Here is a 20,593-nt window from a genome sequence, read left to right as displayed (position 1 = left end):
TGCATGAAAATTTCGGAAGGCTACATGACACTTGAAAAATCATGCAATTATTTTTGGAGAAAGAATTTTTCTTAATAATTATGTTGCCAAAGACATTAAAATTAATTGTTGGTAATAATTACATATGGTGTTTAAGTTACATTTAATCAAATTTACTTACCCTTGGTCTAATTAAAGTTTTTTTTAAAATAATTTTATTTAATTTAATGTTGTTTCATTTCTTTTAAACTTATCTACTTTTTAAAATCATTATCAATGAAAAGATCTGTTTTTAAAAGAAGCCTACTAAATTTAGAATCAATTTTTTTATGTTTACTAATTGTATTCTGTTTTTCTTTACATGCTCAAAGAAGAAGCAATAATGGCAATAATAGAAATAATTTAAAGCACTGGACTTGGGAAGAAGTAAACAATAATGCGAATTGGAGCCCAAGAGCTGGACTTAAAGTTTTAAATCATCAAAATCAATTTTTTTTATTCGGAGGAAGAACGCCTTTAAATCCAGCGGCTTTACCATTTCCTGTTCCTGGAGCCAGTATAATTTGGGGCGATGTTTGGAAAAGTGAAAATTATGGTAATTCATGGGAAAATATTCTTCAAACCAATGATAATTCGCATTGGCCTGCTCGAGCTTATTTTCAGGCTGTTAGCAAAGGAGACTTCATGTATATCATTGGTGGTCAAAATTTTAACATAGTTCAAAATCCAGGCATTCCAAATTTACCTCCTTTTTACTCTCAATCTGATTTTTTTAATGACGTTTGGCGTAGTGAAGATGGCGTAAATTGGACTAATATGACGGAGAATGCCGGATGGAGTGCTCGTGCTGGATTAAGTGCAGTTGTTTTTAAAAATGAAATTTATGTCATGGGCGGTTCTGTTAATGATGATTCTTCGATTACACCTCAAGGCCCTACAAGAATTTATTACAATGATGTATGGAAATCAACAGATGGAATAGACTGGGAATTAGTTACTGAGCATGCACCTTGGGCCGAAAGAGCTGGGGGGATTGCAGTAGTTAAAGACAACTACATGTACATGATTGGTGGTGAAGAAGGATTTACCTGTCCTTTCAATCCAAATTATCCTCCAACCCAACAACCACCATGTCTTGACCCTCCATATTTTAATGATGTTTGGCGAACACAAAATGGAATAGACTGGGAATTAGTTACTGATAATGCTCCATGGGTTGCAAGACCTGGACATCAAGTTGTGGTAGCACAAAACAGATTTATTCTGTTTGGAGGTTTCGGACTTGGCCCAGATAATGGTATAAATCCTGCAAACCCAATGGATGTATGGACCAGTAATAATGGTAGTATTTGGAAAAAAGTTAGTGATTCACCCTGGAATGCTAATAATCCTTCAGAAATAAAATATGATTTTGATACCGTTGTCGTTGAGGGAGAAGGAAATAATTCAGATATGATTTTTAGTTTTGGTGGCGACAGAGAAACATTTAATTTCTTTGATCCTTTCAATTATTTAAATGTAGATAATGATGTTTGGAAATTCTCCTTTGAAAATGAAAATAACCAAAGACAATTAAAACTAAATCAAAAAACACCCATCAAAAATAGTAATACCACAACACTATATTTTGAAATCCCATCCAAGGGAAACGTTCTAATAGAAGTTTATAACTTATTTGGTCAACTTGTTAAAAGGTTTGAAATTACAAATAAAAATATAGGGAAGCATAAAATAGATTGGGATGAATATGATTGTAATGGAAACAAAATAAAAACTGGGATTTACATTTCTAAATTAATATTTAAAGGCAATTCAGTGTCAAATAATATCGTAATTTTAGATTGAAAGTAAATAACCAAAGACACTAGGGCGGTGCAATAATACCTCATGACTGACCAATATCATTTCCTGTTTTTGTAGCTCTAATTACATTTGTGGATCATGAAGAATCCGTTTTTAAAATTTCCTTTTTGGTTTAATTTTATTATTTTAATTATTTCCTTACCGATTAGCGCATTTGGGTTAATGTTTGGTTTTGCCCATGTTGTTGAAGGAATTAGGCAATCAATTGAAGGTGTTACCCCTCCTCCGGATGCTTTCGAGGGTGGGGTTATCGTTGTCGGCCTTTGTTTGATTGGGATTATTACTTTATTAATTACTATAGGAGCATTCCTTGCCATCCTTGGCGGCAAAAACAAAAGTTAAGTTTGTTTCGCTTTTAATAACTCTTATGATAGGATGTCATCTTATTATTCCTTTGCAATCTCAAAACAACTTGAGTCATTTCAATGGTATAATCACGCACACTAATTTTTTGGAATTCTTAAATTATCCGAATTTCTCTATAGAATATTATCTGGGATACTACTCTTATTTGTTAAGTTTAAATTTAGTACTGTAAATGAAACATAAAGCAAGAGATTAAGAAACTATCTCCTCTAAAAAGAAACATTTATACGTTAAATACATTAATTATGAAAAAATCATTTTTAATTCTATTGATTTTTATGATGTTTAATTGCGATGCTGAAGATATTGCAGACATAGGCAGTCAACTAACAAAAAACGAAAGATATCAAGTAGGTTTAAGTGCAGTTTGCAGTGATACAAGCAGTAAAACTTGGTATTGTATTTCAAAGGCTGAATATGATAGGCTAGCGGCACTTTCAAGATCTTGTGATATTATCACAATAACTTCTTCTAGTGATAATAAATATACTGGTATTATAACAAGTGATAATAGTTTTCGAAAATCTGAAAGTCCTTGTTTTAACTAGAGTTATGAGTGCTACATTCATTAATAAGCGTATCATTGTGCTTAAAAGCAGCTAAAATACTGCATTATATCTTTTGTAATCTAATAATTTTCAAGGTATGTTGTTTATTTTCTTTGTAATCATTTTCATAGTTTGATATAATATTGTCTAATAAGTTTATTGTTGTATTCATTGAGTTCTCTTTACCAAAGCTAATTGAGTTTAGCAAAAAAAATCTGTTTTTTTGTTTTTTCACTATCGAACTCAGTTTAATTGTCATGAAGAAGGAAATAATAATAGGCAGTTATAATGAATGGTTAGAGTTTATTAAACAAGAAGATATAACAATTGAAGAGGCATTAGAAGTAGCTAGTAAATTTCTAAATGTCATCTACATAGATTTAAAAACAAAAAAGGAATTAATCGAATCTACTGAATATTATATAAACAAATTTTGCCAAAATCATCTTGCTGAGAAACCATTATTTTTGCCCCCAGTTTGAGACAGCCTTAATTCTTTTTTTGCGGTTATCTTTTTAAATTATATAAGAGATGGTAGACTTTTTATTATAGTATAGTTTCACTAAAAAAGAATTGTTTAAAAGTACAAAAACCGTAGAGTTATATAAACAAGAAATCCGCAACTTATTAATTAATAATTAGTCACGGATTTTTTCTGTACTCAAGGTGGGAATAAAAGCAGTTCAATTTCTCATACGCTCTTAAGGCCTATAAACATTGCTTGTCATCAACACTTTAAATACTTCATCAGATTTGTTAAGGGCCTATAACTGTTTAAAATAATTTAGAATGGTTTAAATGAATATAGGATTGGTTGACTAAATGTTGACTAGAATATAGACTAAAAATCTCAACTATTTAACTACAAATAAGTTGAGGTTTTATTCTGTACAGAAATTGACCTATTATCGAACCACATCTTAGTACTATTTAAAAGTTTAATTGATATTCTGTGAAATAAAAAACCCATGGCCAAAAATGTTTATGTGTTCTACTGTACTCAAGGCTTAAACCCAGACGTACGATCAGGTGTTATTTGGATTGATACACATCCGACATGGATTCCTTTTATACACCTCGTTCAGGATGATAATGTTTAAATGAGAGTAAACGAGATTGAGTTATAAAACAATTGAGGACTGGAAGAACTTAAAAATATATGCTCAAAAACATCTAGGTTCCGAGCAAATGATTTGTTTTTTTGGAGTTAGAGATGCAAAGAGACTGAAAGAAACCTTGTTGAACAGAAAAACAGTGTGAAATTCTGTCCCTGAAAATAGGATATAGAGGGTTTGAAAAGTGTGTAAAAGGGGTTGTTGAAGAAGCCAATATTTGCTTTTCAGGTATTGATTTTGTTATTTGATTCATTTTCACGTTATAAGTTAATTTCACTTGACCAATTTCTATTTACTTCAAAAATTCCGTGAACTATATAACTTGAGTTCCTAAATACTTTATTCCTAAAATAATCCTAATTATAGTTGTTGAATATCATTGTAATTCAACTTGAGCAAAAACGGGACAATGATCAGATAAGAAAATATCATTTAGTGTTTCAGAAAAAACGGCATATTTATTTATTTTTTCAATATTTTTCACAAAAATATAGTCAATTACTATGCGTTTTTCAAATGGTCTGTTGTCAAAACCACATGTAGTCCAATCTGGACCATAAGTATGGGTTGCAATACTACTGGAATTATATAAGGTGTTCTTATCATTAGGCTCAATTATGGTTTGTATACCGTCAGATTTTGGAGAAAGATTAAAATCTCCGGTTAAGATTAAAGGAAGATCTCCGGCCAATTCAATAGCCTTTTGTTTTAAAAGTTTGGCGCTTTCAACACGAGCTTGTTTACCAATATGATCAAAATGAGTATTCATAAAAATTAATTCTTCACCAGATATTTTATCTTTAAGTATTACCCAGGTTGCAATTCTTTCTAAAGCTGCATCCCAACCTTTACTTACTTTATGAGGTGTTTCGCTTAACCAAAAAGTCCCACTTTTTATTTTGGTATATCTGTTTTTATTAAAGAAAATAGGAGCGTATTCTCCTTTTTGCTTGCCATCTTCACGTCCTACACCTACTGTGTTGTATTGTTTTAAATGGGATTTCAGGTAATTTAATTGACCAATCAAAACCTCTTGCATGCCAATAATATCCAAGTCATGGAAATTAATCATACGGACAACATTTTCTTTTCTATTATGCCAATTTTGTGGACCGTCTTCTGGATTATCATATCTAATATTGAACGACATAGCATTAATAGGGTTACTGGTCTTATCACTGCATGAAACTGAAGAAAAGACCAATATTAGCAAGAATAATATTGTAATACATTTTTTCATGAACTATTTTTTATTAAGATTAATTGAAAGTACTTTTATTATTTTCCAAAGCAATTCACTGTTTTCATACACACCTTGAAACTCTTCAGAATGAGGTCCATAGGCAAATACTGGAACCATTGTTCCAGTATGGTCGAAAGTTGTAAAATCGCCTTCAATCATTTTATTTGACAGATCCCCTTGTGGCAAACTAAGCCCTCCAGTTTCATGATCTGCCGTTACAACAACTAAAGTGTTCCCTTCTTTATCGGCAAATTTTATGGCTTCAGTAATGGCTTTGTCAAAGTCAATACCTTCAGTAATAATACCTGCTATATTTTTAGTGTGGCCATTCCAATCTATTTGTGCGCCTTCAACCATTAGAAAAAATGGTTTGTTTTTATTATTCAAAAATTCTAACCCGTTTTTGGTAGCTTCAGAAAGTATATCGCCACGTCCTTTTAAAACACTGGGAACTGATTCTTCAGAAATAAAATAACCTACTTTATCATCTGTATTTTTTGATAAAAGGCTTATGTCTTCCAATATCGAAAAGTGATTTGCTATTCCTTTATTTTCAAATGTTTTAGATCCACCACCAATAAACAAGGATAGTTTGCTCTTTAAAAGATCGCGTGCAATACCCTCTTTTTCCGATCGGTCTTTTCTATGGGCGTAAAATGAGGCTGGTGTCGCTCCAGTAATTTCATCTGTAGTGATACAACCAGAAACAAAATCATATTGGTCTAGTAACTCAGTGATATTGGTTAAGGGATTGCCTAAAGTATCCATGCCTATTGCTCTATTATTTGTTTTTGAACCTGTAGCAAGAGCGGTGCCAGCAGCAGCAGAATCGGTTGTAAAATCATCGGCAGATTGGGTTTTAATAAAGCCAATACTTTTTAATTGGGTAAGTGTTAAGCTTCCTCCATTGGCAAAAACTGATGAAGAGATTTGGTTAAGTCCGTTTCCATCACCTATTAATAAAATGACATTTTTAATTGGCGTATTCTTTTTATCAGAATTAAATGTTGGTGTATAAACCTCGGACCTAAGTTTGTTGTAATATATGCGGTCGTTTAGAGTTTCTAAATAAATTGAAGCTTTGTTAGGCATGTCGGTGTTAATAAAATCAACGCCCATATCTCTAAAAGCTTTCCAGGCACTTTTAGAATCGGGAGTAGCCCAAAACCTGAATGGTTTGCCAAAACTATGCGCCTTATCGATTGTCGATTTTACCTTTTTATAATCGTCGGCAGTTAATCGGCCTTTTCCATTCCAAACAGAGAACTTTCTAAAATTTAAACTGATTAGAGCAATTTTATCTAGAATTTTAGTGTCTTCTATAGACTCTAAATTTTGATAATCGAAATGGATAAACTTCGGATAATTAGGGTATTTTTCAATGCTTGGACGGTTTCCTGAAATAACAATTTTAATGTTTTCATTATTAATAATTTCAGGATAATTTTTTAAGACAACGACAAGTTTTTCTAAGGTTTTTTCAGCCTTGGATTTTATATCAACCAACAATTGTAATTTTTCTTGACTACCATACATTAAGGATATGACTTCCTTTATGGGTTGTAAGTATAAATTTTCAATCGTTCGGTTTTCTATAATATCCTCTTGGTCATGGGTAACGTATAAAACATCATGCTCCAAAAAAACATCAACTTCAATTGAAGTTAACCCGTTCGCATAGGCATTCCAGAAAGGAACACTTTGTTGGTAATCGTTATGAGAATGTATCTGAAATTTAGAAAAATATTCTTCCTGAGCAGAACCAAATTGGATAGAACAAATTAGAAGATAAAAAATGATTTTATGTATTGAGAGGATGTTTTTAGTAAACATAGTATGAAATAAATAATGGTTTTTAATGACTTAAAAGAAATCAACACTAACTCAAAACAACAATATTTTGAGCATACAACAAAGGAAACAGATGTATAACCCTATGCAAACCTTTGCATCAATATAGAATTAAAAAGAGTTTAAACCAACAAAGACATCAAGCTTAGTTTATATTGATGTATTTGATATTTGAAAAAATAAAAAATTGTAAATTGTTTTTTCAATTTTAAATTGAAGATTTTTTTGTTACTTGTCAAATGGTTATTTAAAATGATAACTTAAATATGAAAAGAACTCGAGTTACTATTAAGGATATTGCGAAGGAACTCAATGTGTCAGCTTCTACTGTATCACGTGCCTTACAAGACCATCCAGCTTTGAAACAGCAGACTAAAGATGCAGTAAGGGAATTGGCAGAAAAGTTGAATTATCGCCCCAATACAATGGCGTTAAACTTTTTGAAACAGACCTCTACAACTATAGCTATTATTGTTCCAGATATTACAGGTTATTTTTTTTCAGCTGCGGTGACAGGGATTCAGGACATCTTGGTTTCTTCTGGATATAATATAATGATATGCATTTCAAATGAATCTTATGAAGAAGAATCACGAATAGTTGAAAAACTTTCTAAAGTTCAAATAGCAGGAATATTAGTGGCACCATCTTCAACTACTTTTAATTTTGATCATATTAAAAAAATACAAAGAAATAATATTCCCTTAGTGGTTTTTGATAGAGATTGTGAGGGAGTAGATGCACATAAGGTACTCGTTGATGATTATTCGGGAGCTTTTGAAGCTGTAGAATATCTTATTAAAACTGGGTGTAAAAAAATTGCTCATATTACTGGGGCATCAGATTTGTCAACTAATAATCATCGATTGCAAGGATATCTGGATGCTTTAAAAAAGAATAATTTACCAATATTAGACAAATATATAATATACGCACAAGGGTTTACACATGAGCACGGTATTAAGCCCACCGAATCTTTATTGAAATCTAATAACGTGCCAGATGCTATTTTTGCTGTAAATGATCGGCTTGCGGTTTCCGCTATGCGAACAGCAAAGAAGCTTAATTTTAGAATTCCAGAAGATATTTCTATAATAGGATTTGATGATGAACCCCATTCAACCTATTTTACTCCAGCACTTTCTACGGTTTGGCAACCAGTATACAGTATGGGAATGTTATCAGCTAGAATTTTACTAGGAGATATAAAACGTAAAGAGGATGAAAACCTACAATTACGTTATGAGGTTTTTAAAACTGAATTAGTTATAAGAGGAACCTCTAAAAAACTCTAGTGCTTTTTGACATTTTTATGAGTCTTTTTGTGCAAACGTTTGCATAGAGATTTCCACCGGATCCCCCCGTAACTACGGATTTTTTATTGTTTTTTTACCTTACCATAATTGGGTAAAAACCATTAATTTAATTTGTAGATGATAATATCTCCTAAGGAGTTTTATGAAAAATGTTATGGCAATTATGCTATTGCTGCTGTAAATGTATTTACCATGGAGCAAATACATGGTTTGTTTAGAGCTGGAGAAAAAGCTAATGCGCCATTTTTAGTACAAATGACACCTGTAGCGAGAAATTATGCACATCCAGATATGTTGTTGGCTATGATAGAAGCTGCTTCAAAAATTTATCATAAAGCGAAATATGCCATTCATTTAGATCATGGTACAGAATCTCATGCATTTGATGCTATTGATTCAGGAAAATACAATTCGGTTATGATTGATGCTTCTCATGATGATTTTCAACAAAATGTAAGAAGAACTAAGCTTGTAGTTGATAAGGCGCATAAGTATAATGTTTTTGTTGAAGCTGAATTAGGTGTGTTAAGCGGTGTAGAAGATGATATTTCAATTGATGAGAAATCAGCAAAATACACCCAGCCCAATGAAGTAGAACAGTTTGTTGAAAGTACAAATTGTGATAGTTTGGCTGTTGCCGTTGGAACAAGTCATGGTGCATATAAGTTTTCTGGAGGCCAAGGAATTCAGTTTAATATTTTAGAAGAAATACAGCAAAGGCTTCCAAATTTCCCTATAGTGTTACATGGAGGATCAGCAGTAAATCAGGAAGATGTTAATAGAATTAATGCTTGTGGAGGAGCTTTAAGTCAAGGTGCTTCAGGTGTTTCTCCAAATGAGATTAAAAAGGCTATTTCGCATGGGGTATGTAAAATAAATATAGCTACTGATACCAGAATATTATGGGCTAGAGTTAATCGTGAATTTTTTTGGAATACCCCTGAGTTATTCGATCCTATTATTCCCGGAAAGGAATATATGGATGCTTATGAGCAATTTATGTTGGAAAAATTTGATCTGCTAAGAGCAACGGGTAAGGCAGCTCAGTTTATATAATGAATATTAATTTTATGAATAGCAAATCACATTTATTACAAAAACCAAATACAAATTCTAAGGTGTATCATAGAATAACCCCAGAAACTGCCCAATGGAAATATTTAAGCTTTGAGGCTCGTGAAATGGAGTTGGGTGAATTATGGAAGCATAATACTGGTGAGAATGAAATGGTGATCGTATTACTTGGTGGAAATTTTAAGGTGTCTAGCAATCAAGGTGAATGGGAAACTGTTAACGGACGAAAAGATGTTTTTAGTGGAGTCGCTCACACTTTATATCTACCAAGAAATTCACAATTTTCACTTGAAGCAACAAGTACAACTTTAGATATAGCTTATGGTTGGTGTAAGTCTCAAGAAGATTTTCCAGCTAAGTTTGTAACGCCGGAGGATACTCAGGTTGTTATTTTTGGTGGAGATAATGCAACGAGACAATTTAATGATTTGGTACCACCAGGGTTTGGGTGTCATAGTTTGGTGTGTAGAGAAGTATATACGCCATCAGGTAATTGGAGTTCTTTTCCTGCGCATAAGCATGATGAAAGAAAAGTTGATATAGAAGGAAATGTACTAGAACCTATTCAAGAAGAAACCTATTTCTATAAGTTTGAAAAACTTGAGGCCTACGCCATCCAGCAGGTGTATACAAAAGATAGATCTCTAGATGAGATAGTAAGACCAAGACATAATGATGTGGTATTAATTCCAAAAGGATATCATCCTGTTGTGGCAGAACACGGGTTTCACTGTTATTACTTGAATTTTTTAGCAGGTACAGATCAGTGTTTAGCTAATACAACAGACCCAGACCATGAATGGATATATGATTCTTGGGAATCAAAAGATAAGAGGTTACCATTAGTAACCTCAGAAATGAATAACAAGTAATATGGCAGATAGAAAGTATGATGTAATTACAATGGGAAGATCTTCAATTGATTTATATTCTCAAGATATAGGATCACCTTTTAATGATATTAAAGGGTTTGACGCCTTTGTTGGTGGGTCACCACTTAATATAGCAGTGGGTTGTGCCAGATTAGGAGTTAATGCAAGCTTATTAACAGGTGTTGGAAATGATAAAGTAGGAGAGTTTATTGTTAATTTTCTGAATAACGAAGGAGTCAATACACATTGTATACCTACAAAAAATCAGTCAAGAAGTAGTGCTGTTGTGTTGGGTATTGAACCCCCAAATAAATTTCCTTTGGTTTATTATAGGGATAATGCCGCCGATAGTCAAGTATCAATAGACGACGTTATTGACGCACAAATCGAAGATTATAAAATATTATTGATTAACGGAACCGCTTTAAATATAGAGCCTAGTAGAAGTGCTACTTTTTTTGCTACTGAAATAGCAGAAAAAAATGATATAGATGTTGTATTAGATTTAGATTTTCGTGCAGATCAATGGCATGATTACCGTGCATTTGGTTTAACAGTAAGAGCCATTCTTCCTAAAGTTAAAATAGCTATTGGTACAGAGGAAGAAATATTGGCTGCTACAATGAGTAGTGCTTCACAGGTAACAATTAAAGATCAACAAATTTCAGCACCCGAAATTACAGGTGACATTGATGCTTCTATTGAACAATTATTGTCTTCAGGTATAGAAGTTTTAGTTGTAAAAAGAGGAGAAGAAGGAGCAAGTATATATAAGGCAGATGGTTCTAGAGAAGATGTTCCTGGTTTTCCTGTTGAGGTATTAAATGTTTTAGGAGCAGGCGATGCTTTTGCAAGTGGGTTCTTGTATGGAATATTACAAGGGTGGGACTTATATAAATCTTGTAGAATGGGTAACGCAAGTGGAGCCCAAGTTGTAACAAGAAAAGGTTGTGCTAATTTCATGCCCTATTTAGAAGAATCTTTAGAATTTATAAAACAGCGAGGGGGTTTTTAATAACATATTAAAACTAGGTTAGTTTTAAGAGCAATACAAAATGAAATAAGAAAAATAAATTAAGAAAAGAGATAAGTAAAAATAAAATGAAAACATTAAAAAATTATATAAATGGAGCTTGGGTAAATAGCGCTTCAGTAAACACTATTGAAGTTTTAAATCCAGCTAATCAGGAAGTCTTGGCAAAAGTACCTTACGGTAAAGATACAGCAAAGGATGTTGTAGTAGCAACAGAAACTGCATTTAAGGCATACAAGGAGTGGAGTAAAGTTCCAGTTATGAGGCGAGTTCAAGTGCTGTATAAATTAAAATCTCTTTTTGAAGAGAATAAAGCTGAAATAGCTAAAATAATAACCAATGAGTCCGGAAAAACAAAAGGTGAATCTTTTGGAGAAATTCAAAGAGCAATAGAAAATATTGAAGTAGCCTGTGGCACTCCCATGTTAATGGCTGGAGACGTTATAGAAGATATCGCTACTGGTATTGATGAAATGATGATAAGGCAACCTGTTGGAGTAACAGCTTGTATTACACCATTTAATTTTCCAAGTATGATTGTTTTTTGGTTTTTACCATATGCCATAGCAACAGGAAATTCATTTATAGTTAAACCATCAGAGAAAGTTCCTTTAACAATGATGAAGATTTTTGAACTTTTAGATCAATTAGATATTCCTAAAGGATTAATTAGTTTGGTTCATGGAGGTAAAGAGTCGGTAGACGCTATACTAGAACATCCAACAATTAAAGCCGTTAGTTTTGTGGGGAGCACGGCAGTTGCTAGATATATATACTCTAAAGGTACAGCAAATGGTAAAAGAGTACAGGCACAAGGAGGCGCCAAGAACCCTGTAATAGTTTTACCAGATGCAGATATTGAAATGTCATCTAATATTATTGCAGATTCAGTATACGGTTGTGCAGGCCAGCGCTGTCTAGCCGCCTCAACTATAATTACTGTTGGTGATGAAAAAAGAGAAATTAAAGATTCTATATACGAAACAGTTAAATCTAGAACTACAGGATATGGGTGGGATGATAATATAAGTATGGGGCCAGTTATAACAGCAGAAAGTAAAAGTAGAATTGCGGGTTTGATTCAAAAAGGAATTGATGAAGGAGCAACACCATTATTAGATGGTAGAAATACCTCTGTTTCAGGATATGAAAACGGAAATTTTCTTTCTCCAACAATCTTAGAAAATGTGGCATTAGATAAAGATTTAATAAGAACTGAAATATTTGGTCCCGTAATGAGTCTTATTTCAATGAGCAACATAGAAGAAGCTTTGCAATTTGTAAATAGTGGGAATTATGGAAATATGGCATGTTTATTCACTAGTAGTGGTGCCAGCGCTAGGAAATTTAGAAATGAAGCAGATGCCGGAAATATTGGAATAAATATAGGGGTAGCTGCACCCATGGCGCAATTTCCTTTTAGCGGGTGGAAAGACAGCTTTTTTGGAGACTTACACGGCCAAGGAAAACATGCAATTGAGTTTTTTACTCAAACAAAAGTAGTGATAGAAAGATGGCCAAACATTTGGTCACGTAAATTTTAATATCTGAAAAATGATCAAGATTGCAAATGCTCCTTGTTCATGGGGAGTCCTGGAGTTTGACTTGGAAGAAAAATCGAAGCAAATGGGTTTTGAACAGGTTTTAAATGAAATTAAAGAAACAGGGTATATAGGTACAGAATTAGGAGATTGGGGTTTTATGCCAACAGACCCAAATCAGCTCAGGGATGAAATTCAAAAAAGAAACCTTGAGTTGTTAGGAGCCTTCGTGCCTGTTGCACTTGCTAATGTAAATAAACATGATGAAGGAGTTTTAATGGCTTTAAAGGTCGCCGAATTAATGTATAAAGCAGGCAGTAAAGATGCGTTTATTGTTTTAGCAGATGACAATGGTTCGGTATCAGAGCGAACTCAAAATGCAGGTAGGATACAACCTAAAATGGGACTATCTGATGACCAATGGAAAGATTATGCCCAAGGAGCAGAAAAAATTGCCAAGGCAGTTAAGGATGCTTTTGGTATAAGAACAGTTTTTCATCATCATTGCGCTGGATATGTAGAAACACCTCAAGAGATTGAAAAATTATTATCGTTAACAGACCCAAATTTGTTAGGGTTGTGTTTAGATATGGGACATTATGCATTTGGTGGAGGCGACCCAGTAGAAGCATTAAAGCTTTATTCTAATCGAATATGGCATGTGCATTTTAAAGATTTTAGTCCAGAAATAGCAAAATCATCAAGAGACGTTAATGGAGATTATTTTGATGCAATAAAAAGAGGTGTGTTTTGTGAACTAGGGAAGGGAATGATTGACTTTAAGGCAATTGTAGATTTATTACATCAACTAAAATATGACGATTGGATAGTTGTTGAACAAGATATATTGCCATGTATGGGGCATCCAAAAGTTTGTGCCCAATCAAATAGAGATTATATAAAAGCTTTAGGTTTATAAATAAAAAGACACCAATGAAGAGATTAAAGTTTGCCTTGGCGGGCCTTGGAAGAATTGGAAAAATTCATTTAGATAATTTACTTCAAATGAATAGTATAAAAGTGGTTGCTGCTATGGATCCTGTGGAAGAATCACGAAAGTATGCCGAAGAAAAAGGCGTTTTAAATGTAACATCTACATATGAAGAAATGTTATCGTCAACAGATATTGATGTCGTTGTAGTTTGTTCTCCAACTGATACTCATGCTGATTATGTAGAAATAGCCGCAAAAATGGGAAAACATATTTTTTGCGAAAAACCATTAGACCTCTCTTTACAGAGAGTTGTTGAAGTATTAGAGGTTGTTGAAGGTTCAGGTGTAAAGTTAATGATAGGATTCAATAGACGTTTTGATAAGGAATTCAAAAAAGTTAAAGCACTTGTTACTGAAGGAGCTATAGGAGATCACCATTTAGTAAAAATTACGAGTCGAGATCCTGGGGCTCCTCCCGTAAGTTATATTGAAAAATCAGGAGGACTGTTTTTAGATATGACTATTCATGATTTTGATATAGCGCGTTTTATTGTAAGCAAAGAGGTAGATGAAGTATACGCAAGAGGAGCAGTTCTTGTTAATCCGGCTATTGGAGATGTGGGAGACATTGATACTGCAGTTATAACGCTTACCTATACAGATGGAACGATGGCTATTATAGACAATAGTAGAGAGGCAGCTTATGGATATGACCAAAGAGTTGAGGTATTTGGGTCTAAGGGAATGGTTAAGGCAGAGAATAATTTACACGATTCGCACCAACTATTCACTAGTCAAGGAAGTCAAGGATCTCTTCCTTTACATTTCTTTTTAGAACGTTATGCAGAAGCTTATAAAACTGAAATGAGTGATTATATTAAGAGTTTAAAAAACGGAACTGAAGTCCCAGCTAGTGGAAATGATGGACTGCAATCTTTAAAAATAGGGTTAGCAGCAATAAAGTCTCTTAAGGAAAATAGACCGGTTAAATTGTCTGAAATTAACCAATTCCAAAAGATTCAAATGTTAAAATAAATATTTTGAGGAAGTTTTCTTAAATATTAAAAATACTAGTTTAGAAATAATGAAAACAATAAGATTAACTGTAGCACAAGCTGTGATAAAATACCTTAATCAGCAGTATGTAGAACGTGATGGTATTGAAAACAAATTTTTTGCAGGATGTTTTGGTATTTTAGGACATGGAAATGTAGCCGGAATGGGACAAGCCATCCAACAACAAAATGATCTAAAATATTACCAATGTAGAAACGAACAGTCTATGGTTCATACTTCAGCAGCTTATGCTAAGATGAAAAATAGGTTGAGTACATTTATATGTACAACATCTATAGGTCCTGGAGCAACAAATATGCTAACTGCCGCAGCAGGAGCTACAATAAATAGATTACCTGTACTTTTAATACCCGGAGACATTTTTGCCAAAAGAAATGTGTCACCAGTGTTACAACAACTGGAATCATCTCAATCTCAGGATGTTTCAGTTAATGATTGTTTTAAACCAATTTCAAAATACTGGGATAGAATTAACAGACCAGAACAAATATTGTTTGCACTACCAGAGGTTATGAGAGTTTTAACTTCTCCTTCAGAGACAGGAACAGTTACTTTAGCAATACCTCAAGACGTTCAAGCAGAAGCTTTCGATTTCCCAGTAGAATTTTTCAAGAAAAAAACATGGGTGGTAGTCAGACAGAGACCAGATATATCTCAGTTAAAAAAAGCAGTAGAGCTTATTAAATCTAGTAAAAAACCATTGATAATAGCAGGCGGAGGAGCTCACTATAGTGAAGCTTTAGATGTTTTAAAGTCATTGGTTTATCAAACAAATATTCCAGTAGCAGAGACCTTTGCAGGTAAAGGAGCTTTGAAATATGATGATCCACATCAATTGGGTGCGGTTGGAGCTACTGGTACACCAGGTGCCAATATAATTTCTGAAGAAGCAGATTTAGTAATTGGACTTGGAACACGTTATAGTGATTTCACAACCGCTTCAAAAACGGCCTTTCAAAATCCAGATGTCAAATTTTTAAACATTAATGTTACAGAATTTGATGCCGCTAAACATGGCGGTTTAATGCTTCAAGGAGATGCTAAGGCAACATTAGAAGAGTTGTTGGAGCTACTTAAAGATTATCAAGTAAGTGATCATTATAGCAACAGAGTTAGAGAATTTAATCAAACATGGGAAGCCAAAGTTTCAGAAATTTACAATTATAGACATGATAATCTTTTGAGTCAGGGTGAAATCATTGGAGCAGTGAATGAGTTTGCTGATGATAATGACGTTGTTTTGTGTGCAGCAGGAAGTTTGCCAGGAGATTTACATAAATTATGGAGAACAAAAAGCAGTAAGAGCTTCCATTTAGAATATGGATATTCCTGTATGGGATACGAAATTGCGGGCGGTCTAGGCGCTAAGATGGCAGACCCCAGTCGTGAAATTTATGTGATGGTTGGTGATGGCAGTTATTTAATGCTTTCACAAGAGATTGTAAGTTCTATCCAAGAAGGATATAAAATGACTATTGTTTTAATAGATAATGATGGCTATAAAAGTATTGGAGCACTTTCACGAAGTTTAGGGAGTGAAGGTTATGGTACCAGATATTTATTCAGAAATCCTGATTCACAAAAGATAGAAGGTGATGAGGTAGTATCTGAAGCGATCTTACCAATAAATCTGGCTGATAATGCCAGAAGTTTAGGAGCTCATGTTATTGAATGCTCAGATTACAATGATTTAACAGAAGCTCTAAAAGCAGCTAAAAAAATTAATAAAACTACAGTTATTTATACAACTTGCGATAGATATCAAGGTGTTGATGGTTATGGATGGTGGGAAGTTCCTATTTCTGAAGTGTCAGAAATGGAAACTGTGAACAAAGCTTTTAAAGATTTTGTGGAACATAAAAAGAAGCAAAAATATTATTACTAATGTAGTTTTCTAGGAAACTATATCTTTCAAGAAAAAACACGAATTATTAATTTTCAATAACATTAAAAATAATTTAGCCATGTATACTGCTTTAACTTTTATAGGCTTTATTGCTTTTGTTGCCATTTATTCATGGTATAAACTAAAAAATGAGAAGTTAGATTCTCAGGATGGATATTTTTTAGGCGGGCGTAGTCTTACAGGCGTGGTAATTGCAGGGTCTATGTTACTTACCAATATTTCTACCGAGCATCTTATTGGAATGAATGGTTCTTCATATAAAAATGGCTTCATCATTATAGCTTGGGAAGTCACCTCAGCATTAGCATTGGTTGCAGCTGCTATATATTTTGTGCCTAAATATTTGAAAATGGGACTTACAACAATCCCGCAATATCTTGAAAAACGTTTTGATAATGCTACTAGAACATTAGTTGCACTTTTTTTAATGATTTCATTTGTTGTAACCTTATTACCAATAGTGTTGTATACAGGAGCTATTAATTTAGAAAGCATTTTTAATATTTCAGAAGTTTTAGGAGTATCTCAAGATCAAGGCCTATGGATTACAGTTATAGGAATTGGAGCAATAGGGTCTATTTATGCTATTTTTGGAGGATTAAAGGCTGTAGCTATTTCAGATACAATCAATGGGTATGGTTTATTAATAGGAGGATTGACCATACCTTTAATTGCTCTTATAAGTATTGGAGATGGTAATCCATTGGTAGGATTAACAAAGGTATATGAACATAGTCCTGAAAAGTTTAATGTTATTGGAGCTAAGGATTCTGTAATGCCTTTTGGAGTATTGTTTACAGGTTTGATTATTAATCAACTCTACTTCTGGAGTATGAACCAAACTATCATTCAAAGAGCTTTAGGAGCAAAGAATTTGGTTGAAGCCCAAAAGGGGCTTCTATATACTGGAGTTTTAAAAATACTAGTTCCAATAATAATTATTTTACCCGGTGTCATTGGTTTTTACTATTACGGAGATTCCCTTTTTGACAAACAAGATATGATTTACCCAGAACTTATTAAAAAAGTTTTACCTGTAGGTTTAGTTGGTTTGTTTGCCGCTGTGGTAATGGGTGCTGTACTAAGTACATTTAATAGTGTACTAAACAGTGCTGCAACTATTTTCAGTATTGATGTATATAAAAGACACCTTGGAAAGAATAGCACGGATAAAAAATTGGTGAAGGTTGGTAAATTAACTTCCACAATTTTAGCCGTTTTTGCCATTATGGTAGCGCCAATGGTGGCAAACGCACCAGATGGATTGTATCAATTACTCCAGCAACTAAATGGTATTTTCTTTATTCCAATAGCCTCCATAATGTTAGCGGGTTTCTTTCTTAAAAAGATTTCTGCCGCAGGTGCCAAAGCAGCTTTGTTTGTTGGGCTAGCATTTTACATAACAACAACTTTTATCCTTAAAACAGATATCCATTTTATTCATATTTGGGGTATTGAATTCATTCTTAATTTGCTGGTAATGTTTGGAGTTTCCTATTTTTACCCACAGGATAAAGAGTTTAAAGCTAAAGATTTACATATTTTGGATATGAAAGAATGGAAGTACACCAAACATATGTCTATAGCACTTTGCGCTGTAACGCTCTTGATTTATATTCTTTTAGGACAAAATTGATGAAACTTCTTAGGTGAAAAACTTATTGTGCTTTGAAATGATTGTATATATGTTTTATGTAACAACTAAAATAGTATAAACACATGAAATATAAGTGTGTCATTTTTGATTGTGATGGCGTATTAGTGGATAGTGAAGCTATTTCTTGTATGGTATTACAAGAAATGGCAGACAATTTAGGGTTATCACTTAAATGGAATACTATTATTGAAACGTTTTCAGGGAAATCACTTAGAAGTATTATAGAATATATAGAAATCAGAATTAACCAAAAGGTTCCTGCTAATTTTGTAACAGAGTTTAGGCAAAAAACTTTTGAATCTTTTAAAAGAGATCTTAAACCTATTAAAGGGATTGACAAAGTCATAAACGAATTAACAGTACCATTTTGTGTGGCTTCAAGTGGACCAAGAAATAAAATAATACTTAACCTGACTACGGTTGATCTCATCCATAAATTTTCTGAAGAGCGCATATTCAGTTCTTATGATATAGGGAGTTGGAAGCCAGAACCTGAAATTTATTTATTTGCGGCAAAAAAAATGGGTTTTAAACCAAAAGAATGTGTTGTTATTGAAGATAGTATCTATGGAGTAGAATCAGCCATTTCCGGCGGGTTTGATACTTATGCATATACTAAAGGGCATAATAAAAAGAAATTCACTGAAATGGGAGCTATGGTCTTTAATGATATGAATCAACTTAATGTATTAATAAGTCATTAAATCGATGAGGTCAGTAGTTTTTGCTAACCTCTTTCTTTATGTTGAAAATAGTAGATTACTAACGCTATATTAAGAATTTTAAGAGATTAATTTGTTTAACGTCAGCAAAAAGTGAACTTTTATAGGTTGATTTTTAAGAGATAAAAAAGATTATAATTTTAACCTTAAAAATCATTACAATGAACAGAGAACACAATGCAAAATCATTAATCAAAACCGTAAAACGCAAGACACGTAAACTTTATAGCACAGAAGAAAAAATACGCATAGTTATAGAAGGGATACGGGGAGAATACACCATTGCAGAGCTTTGTAGAAAGGAAGGTATAACTGATGGCACTTACTATAAGTGGACCAAGGATTTTATGGAAGCAGGCAAGAAACGCTTAAGCGGGGACACCATGAGAGAAGCCAATACTACAGAGGTCAATGAATTAAAACAAGAGAATAGCTCCTTAAAAGAACTGGTGGCAGAACTTTCCTTAGAGAACAGGGTATTGAAAAAAAACTTAAATGGCGACATTTAAAAAAGAGAAAGTACATGCATTACAGTCCAAGTGAAAAATACGAGATTATTCGCCTTGTGGAACAATCAGAATTAGGGGTTACCAGAACCCTTAAAGAACTTAAAATCAATAAGACCACATTCTATAATTGGTATAATGCCTATTTAGAAAAAGGTTATGGTGGATTAGTTAGAAAGCGTTCTAAATCCAATACAGCATGGAACAAAATCAATGAAGCCGATAGGGATAAAGTGGTAGAGCTTGCTTTGGAAAAACCTGAACTGTCCTCTAGGGAACTGGCATGGTTTATCACCGACACCTATAAGTATTACATCAGTGAATCCAGTGTGTACCGCATCTTAAAGGCCAATGGTTTAATATCCGTGCCAGCCTTTAGAATGTCCAGTGCTTCCGATAGCTTTAAAGATAAAACCACGGCTGTTAATCAAATGTGGCAAACCGACTTTACTTACTTTAAAATTGTAGGTTGGGGATGGTACTACCTGTCTACCGTTTTAGATGATTACAGCCGTTATATTGTGCATTATAAACTCTGTTCCACCATGAAAACAGAAGAGGTCATGCATACCATAGACCAAGCGCAAATAAAGGCACAAGTATTAAACTGGACTTGCAACAAAAAATTGGACTTTTAGTTGAATGACTAAGCTGCCAGTTTCTGGTTATACATATCTAATTCAAATTCTCTTATAGTTTTATTTCCTAAAAAGGAATGCCTTCTTTTATTATTGTACCAAGTTTCTATCCATCCAAAGATGGATAACTCCGCTTCAGATCTTAACTTATAATTGTGCCTATAAACCCATTCTACCTTTAATGATTTAAAGAACGATTCTGCAACAGCATTATCCCAGCAATTGCCTTTTCTGCTCATAGATTGGTTTACTAAGCCATTATAACTTTTAATTAAAGAGGTGAACTTATGGCTGGCATATTGTATCCCTCGGTCGGAATGAAAAATCAAAGGCTGGGTTAAAGTTGTTTTCTT

The 20,593-nt window shown here is 33.4% G+C and carries 20 protein-coding genes; 17 read left to right on the top strand and 3 right to left on the bottom strand.

Annotated features, from left to right (window positions below):
• The first annotated feature begins 255 nt into the window (after positions 1–255).
• The 5 genes from K7G79_RS13460 (at position 256) to K7G79_RS14745 (ending at position 3,856) form a co-directional block, all read left to right on the top strand.
• Positions 256–1,824, top strand: a complete 1,569-nt coding sequence (locus tag K7G79_RS13460; protein WP_223552121.1) for a hypothetical protein — start codon at positions 256–258, stop codon at positions 1,822–1,824.
• 96 nt (positions 1,825–1,920) lie between these two features.
• Complete coding sequence (locus K7G79_RS13455; RefSeq protein WP_223552120.1) at positions 1,921–2,184, top strand: hypothetical protein; 264 nt, start codon at positions 1,921–1,923, stop codon at positions 2,182–2,184.
• A gap of 269 nt (positions 2,185–2,453) precedes the next feature.
• Positions 2,454–2,756 carry a hypothetical protein gene (locus tag K7G79_RS13450; RefSeq protein WP_223552119.1) on the top strand — a complete coding sequence of 101 codons (303 nt, stop codon included), beginning with the start codon at positions 2,454–2,456 and terminating at the stop codon, positions 2,754–2,756.
• Between the two features lie 257 nt (positions 2,757–3,013).
• Positions 3,014–3,238, top strand: a complete 225-nt coding sequence (locus tag K7G79_RS13445) for a hypothetical protein (protein WP_223552118.1) — start codon at positions 3,014–3,016, stop codon at positions 3,236–3,238.
• A gap of 486 nt (positions 3,239–3,724) precedes the next feature.
• Complete coding sequence (locus K7G79_RS14745) at positions 3,725–3,856, top strand: hypothetical protein (RefSeq protein ID WP_255575995.1); 132 nt, start codon at positions 3,725–3,727, stop codon at positions 3,854–3,856.
• A gap of 391 nt (positions 3,857–4,247) precedes the next feature.
• Here K7G79_RS14745 and K7G79_RS13440 read toward each other — a convergent pair whose 3' ends face one another.
• Both K7G79_RS13440 and K7G79_RS13435 read right to left on the bottom strand, forming a co-directional pair.
• Positions 4,248–5,111, bottom strand: a complete 864-nt coding sequence (locus K7G79_RS13440; protein ID WP_223552117.1) for an endonuclease/exonuclease/phosphatase family protein — start codon at positions 5,109–5,111, stop codon at positions 4,248–4,250.
• Positions 5,112–5,114: 3 nt separating this feature from the next.
• Positions 5,115–6,947: an alkaline phosphatase gene (locus tag K7G79_RS13435; RefSeq protein ID WP_223552116.1), complete on the bottom strand. Its 1,833-nt coding sequence runs from the start codon at positions 6,945–6,947 to the stop codon at positions 5,115–5,117.
• 284 nt (positions 6,948–7,231) lie between these two features.
• Here K7G79_RS13435 and K7G79_RS13430 point away from each other — a divergent pair, with 284 nt between their 5' ends.
• From K7G79_RS13430 to K7G79_RS13375, 12 genes are all read left to right on the top strand, one after another.
• On the top strand, positions 7,232–8,260 hold the full coding sequence (locus K7G79_RS13430) for a LacI family DNA-binding transcriptional regulator (protein ID WP_223552115.1): 1,029 nt from the start codon (positions 7,232–7,234) through the stop codon (positions 8,258–8,260).
• Between the two features lie 138 nt (positions 8,261–8,398).
• A complete protein-coding gene (locus K7G79_RS13425) occupies positions 8,399–9,337 on the top strand; it encodes a class II fructose-bisphosphate aldolase (protein ID WP_223552114.1) in 939 nt (312 codons plus the stop codon).
• Positions 9,338–9,351: 14 nt separating this feature from the next.
• Entirely contained in the window at positions 9,352–10,227 is an 876-nt protein-coding gene (gene iolB, locus K7G79_RS13420; RefSeq protein ID WP_223552113.1) for a 5-deoxy-glucuronate isomerase, read from the top strand.
• A gap of 1 nt (position 10,228) precedes the next feature.
• A complete protein-coding gene (iolC, locus tag K7G79_RS13415; protein ID WP_223552112.1) occupies positions 10,229–11,242 on the top strand; it encodes a 5-dehydro-2-deoxygluconokinase in 1,014 nt (337 codons plus the stop codon).
• Positions 11,243–11,328: 86 nt separating this feature from the next.
• Entirely contained in the window at positions 11,329–12,804 is a 1,476-nt protein-coding gene (locus K7G79_RS13410) for a CoA-acylating methylmalonate-semialdehyde dehydrogenase (RefSeq protein ID WP_223552111.1), read from the top strand.
• Between the two features lie 10 nt (positions 12,805–12,814).
• Complete coding sequence (locus K7G79_RS13405; protein ID WP_223552110.1) at positions 12,815–13,720, top strand: TIM barrel protein; 906 nt, start codon at positions 12,815–12,817, stop codon at positions 13,718–13,720.
• A 14-nt stretch (positions 13,721–13,734) separates the two neighbouring features.
• Entirely contained in the window at positions 13,735–14,769 is a 1,035-nt protein-coding gene (gene iolG, locus K7G79_RS13400) for an inositol 2-dehydrogenase (RefSeq protein ID WP_223552109.1), read from the top strand.
• A 49-nt stretch (positions 14,770–14,818) separates the two neighbouring features.
• Entirely contained in the window at positions 14,819–16,696 is a 1,878-nt protein-coding gene (gene iolD, locus K7G79_RS13395; RefSeq protein ID WP_223552108.1) for a 3D-(3,5/4)-trihydroxycyclohexane-1,2-dione acylhydrolase (decyclizing), read from the top strand.
• Positions 16,697–16,775: 79 nt separating this feature from the next.
• A complete protein-coding gene (locus K7G79_RS13390; protein WP_223552107.1) occupies positions 16,776–18,353 on the top strand; it encodes a solute:sodium symporter family transporter in 1,578 nt (525 codons plus the stop codon).
• 83 nt (positions 18,354–18,436) lie between these two features.
• Complete coding sequence (locus K7G79_RS13385; protein ID WP_223552106.1) at positions 18,437–19,078, top strand: HAD family phosphatase; 642 nt, start codon at positions 18,437–18,439, stop codon at positions 19,076–19,078.
• A gap of 179 nt (positions 19,079–19,257) precedes the next feature.
• Positions 19,258–19,605, top strand: a complete 348-nt coding sequence (locus K7G79_RS13380) for a transposase (RefSeq protein WP_223552105.1) — start codon at positions 19,258–19,260, stop codon at positions 19,603–19,605.
• A 14-nt stretch (positions 19,606–19,619) separates the two neighbouring features.
• The gene (locus tag K7G79_RS13375) at positions 19,620–20,240 is read left to right on the top strand and encodes a DDE-type integrase/transposase/recombinase (protein WP_223552104.1); all 621 of its coding nucleotides are present in this window, start codon (positions 19,620–19,622) and stop codon (positions 20,238–20,240) included.
• A gap of 8 nt (positions 20,241–20,248) precedes the next feature.
• Here the strand turns inward: K7G79_RS13375 and K7G79_RS13370 are convergent.
• On the bottom strand, positions 20,249–20,593 hold a 345-nt coding region (locus K7G79_RS13370; protein ID WP_223552103.1), incomplete at its 5' end, for an integrase core domain-containing protein.

Source organism: Aestuariivivens sp. NBU2969 (assembly GCF_019931125.1).
GTDB lineage: Bacteria > Bacteroidota > Bacteroidia > Flavobacteriales > Flavobacteriaceae > Aestuariivivens > Aestuariivivens marinum.
Note: the sequence above shows the minus strand (reverse complement) of the source record. Positions and strands in the feature narration are given on the sequence as shown.

Coding starts and splice junctions, on each gene's coding strand:
- K7G79_RS13435 (WP_223552116.1), bottom strand. CDS start 6,947: ATGTTTACTAAAAACATCCTCTCAATACATAAAATCATTTTTTATCTT.
- K7G79_RS13425 (WP_223552114.1), top strand. CDS start 8,399: ATGATAATATCTCCTAAGGAGTTTTATGAAAAATGTTATGGCAATTAT.
- K7G79_RS13455 (WP_223552120.1), top strand. CDS start 1,921: ATGAAGAATCCGTTTTTAAAATTTCCTTTTTGGTTTAATTTTATTATT.
- K7G79_RS13375 (WP_223552104.1), top strand. CDS start 19,620: ATGCATTACAGTCCAAGTGAAAAATACGAGATTATTCGCCTTGTGGAA.
- K7G79_RS13385 (WP_223552106.1), top strand. CDS start 18,437: ATGAAATATAAGTGTGTCATTTTTGATTGTGATGGCGTATTAGTGGAT.
- iolC (WP_223552112.1), top strand. CDS start 10,229: ATGGCAGATAGAAAGTATGATGTAATTACAATGGGAAGATCTTCAATT.
- iolG (WP_223552109.1), top strand. CDS start 13,735: ATGAAGAGATTAAAGTTTGCCTTGGCGGGCCTTGGAAGAATTGGAAAA.
- K7G79_RS13445 (WP_223552118.1), top strand. CDS start 3,014: ATGAAGAAGGAAATAATAATAGGCAGTTATAATGAATGGTTAGAGTTT.
- iolD (WP_223552108.1), top strand. CDS start 14,819: ATGAAAACAATAAGATTAACTGTAGCACAAGCTGTGATAAAATACCTT.
- K7G79_RS13430 (WP_223552115.1), top strand. CDS start 7,232: ATGAAAAGAACTCGAGTTACTATTAAGGATATTGCGAAGGAACTCAAT.
- K7G79_RS13410 (WP_223552111.1), top strand. CDS start 11,329: ATGAAAACATTAAAAAATTATATAAATGGAGCTTGGGTAAATAGCGCT.
- K7G79_RS13380 (WP_223552105.1), top strand. CDS start 19,258: ATGAACAGAGAACACAATGCAAAATCATTAATCAAAACCGTAAAACGC.
- K7G79_RS13390 (WP_223552107.1), top strand. CDS start 16,776: ATGTATACTGCTTTAACTTTTATAGGCTTTATTGCTTTTGTTGCCATT.
- K7G79_RS13440 (WP_223552117.1), bottom strand. CDS start 5,111: ATGAAAAAATGTATTACAATATTATTCTTGCTAATATTGGTCTTTTCT.
- iolB (WP_223552113.1), top strand. CDS start 9,352: ATGAATAGCAAATCACATTTATTACAAAAACCAAATACAAATTCTAAG.
- K7G79_RS13405 (WP_223552110.1), top strand. CDS start 12,815: ATGATCAAGATTGCAAATGCTCCTTGTTCATGGGGAGTCCTGGAGTTT.
- K7G79_RS13450 (WP_223552119.1), top strand. CDS start 2,454: ATGAAAAAATCATTTTTAATTCTATTGATTTTTATGATGTTTAATTGC.
- K7G79_RS14745 (WP_255575995.1), top strand. CDS start 3,725: ATGGCCAAAAATGTTTATGTGTTCTACTGTACTCAAGGCTTAAACCCA.
- K7G79_RS13460 (WP_223552121.1), top strand. CDS start 256: ATGAAAAGATCTGTTTTTAAAAGAAGCCTACTAAATTTAGAATCAATT.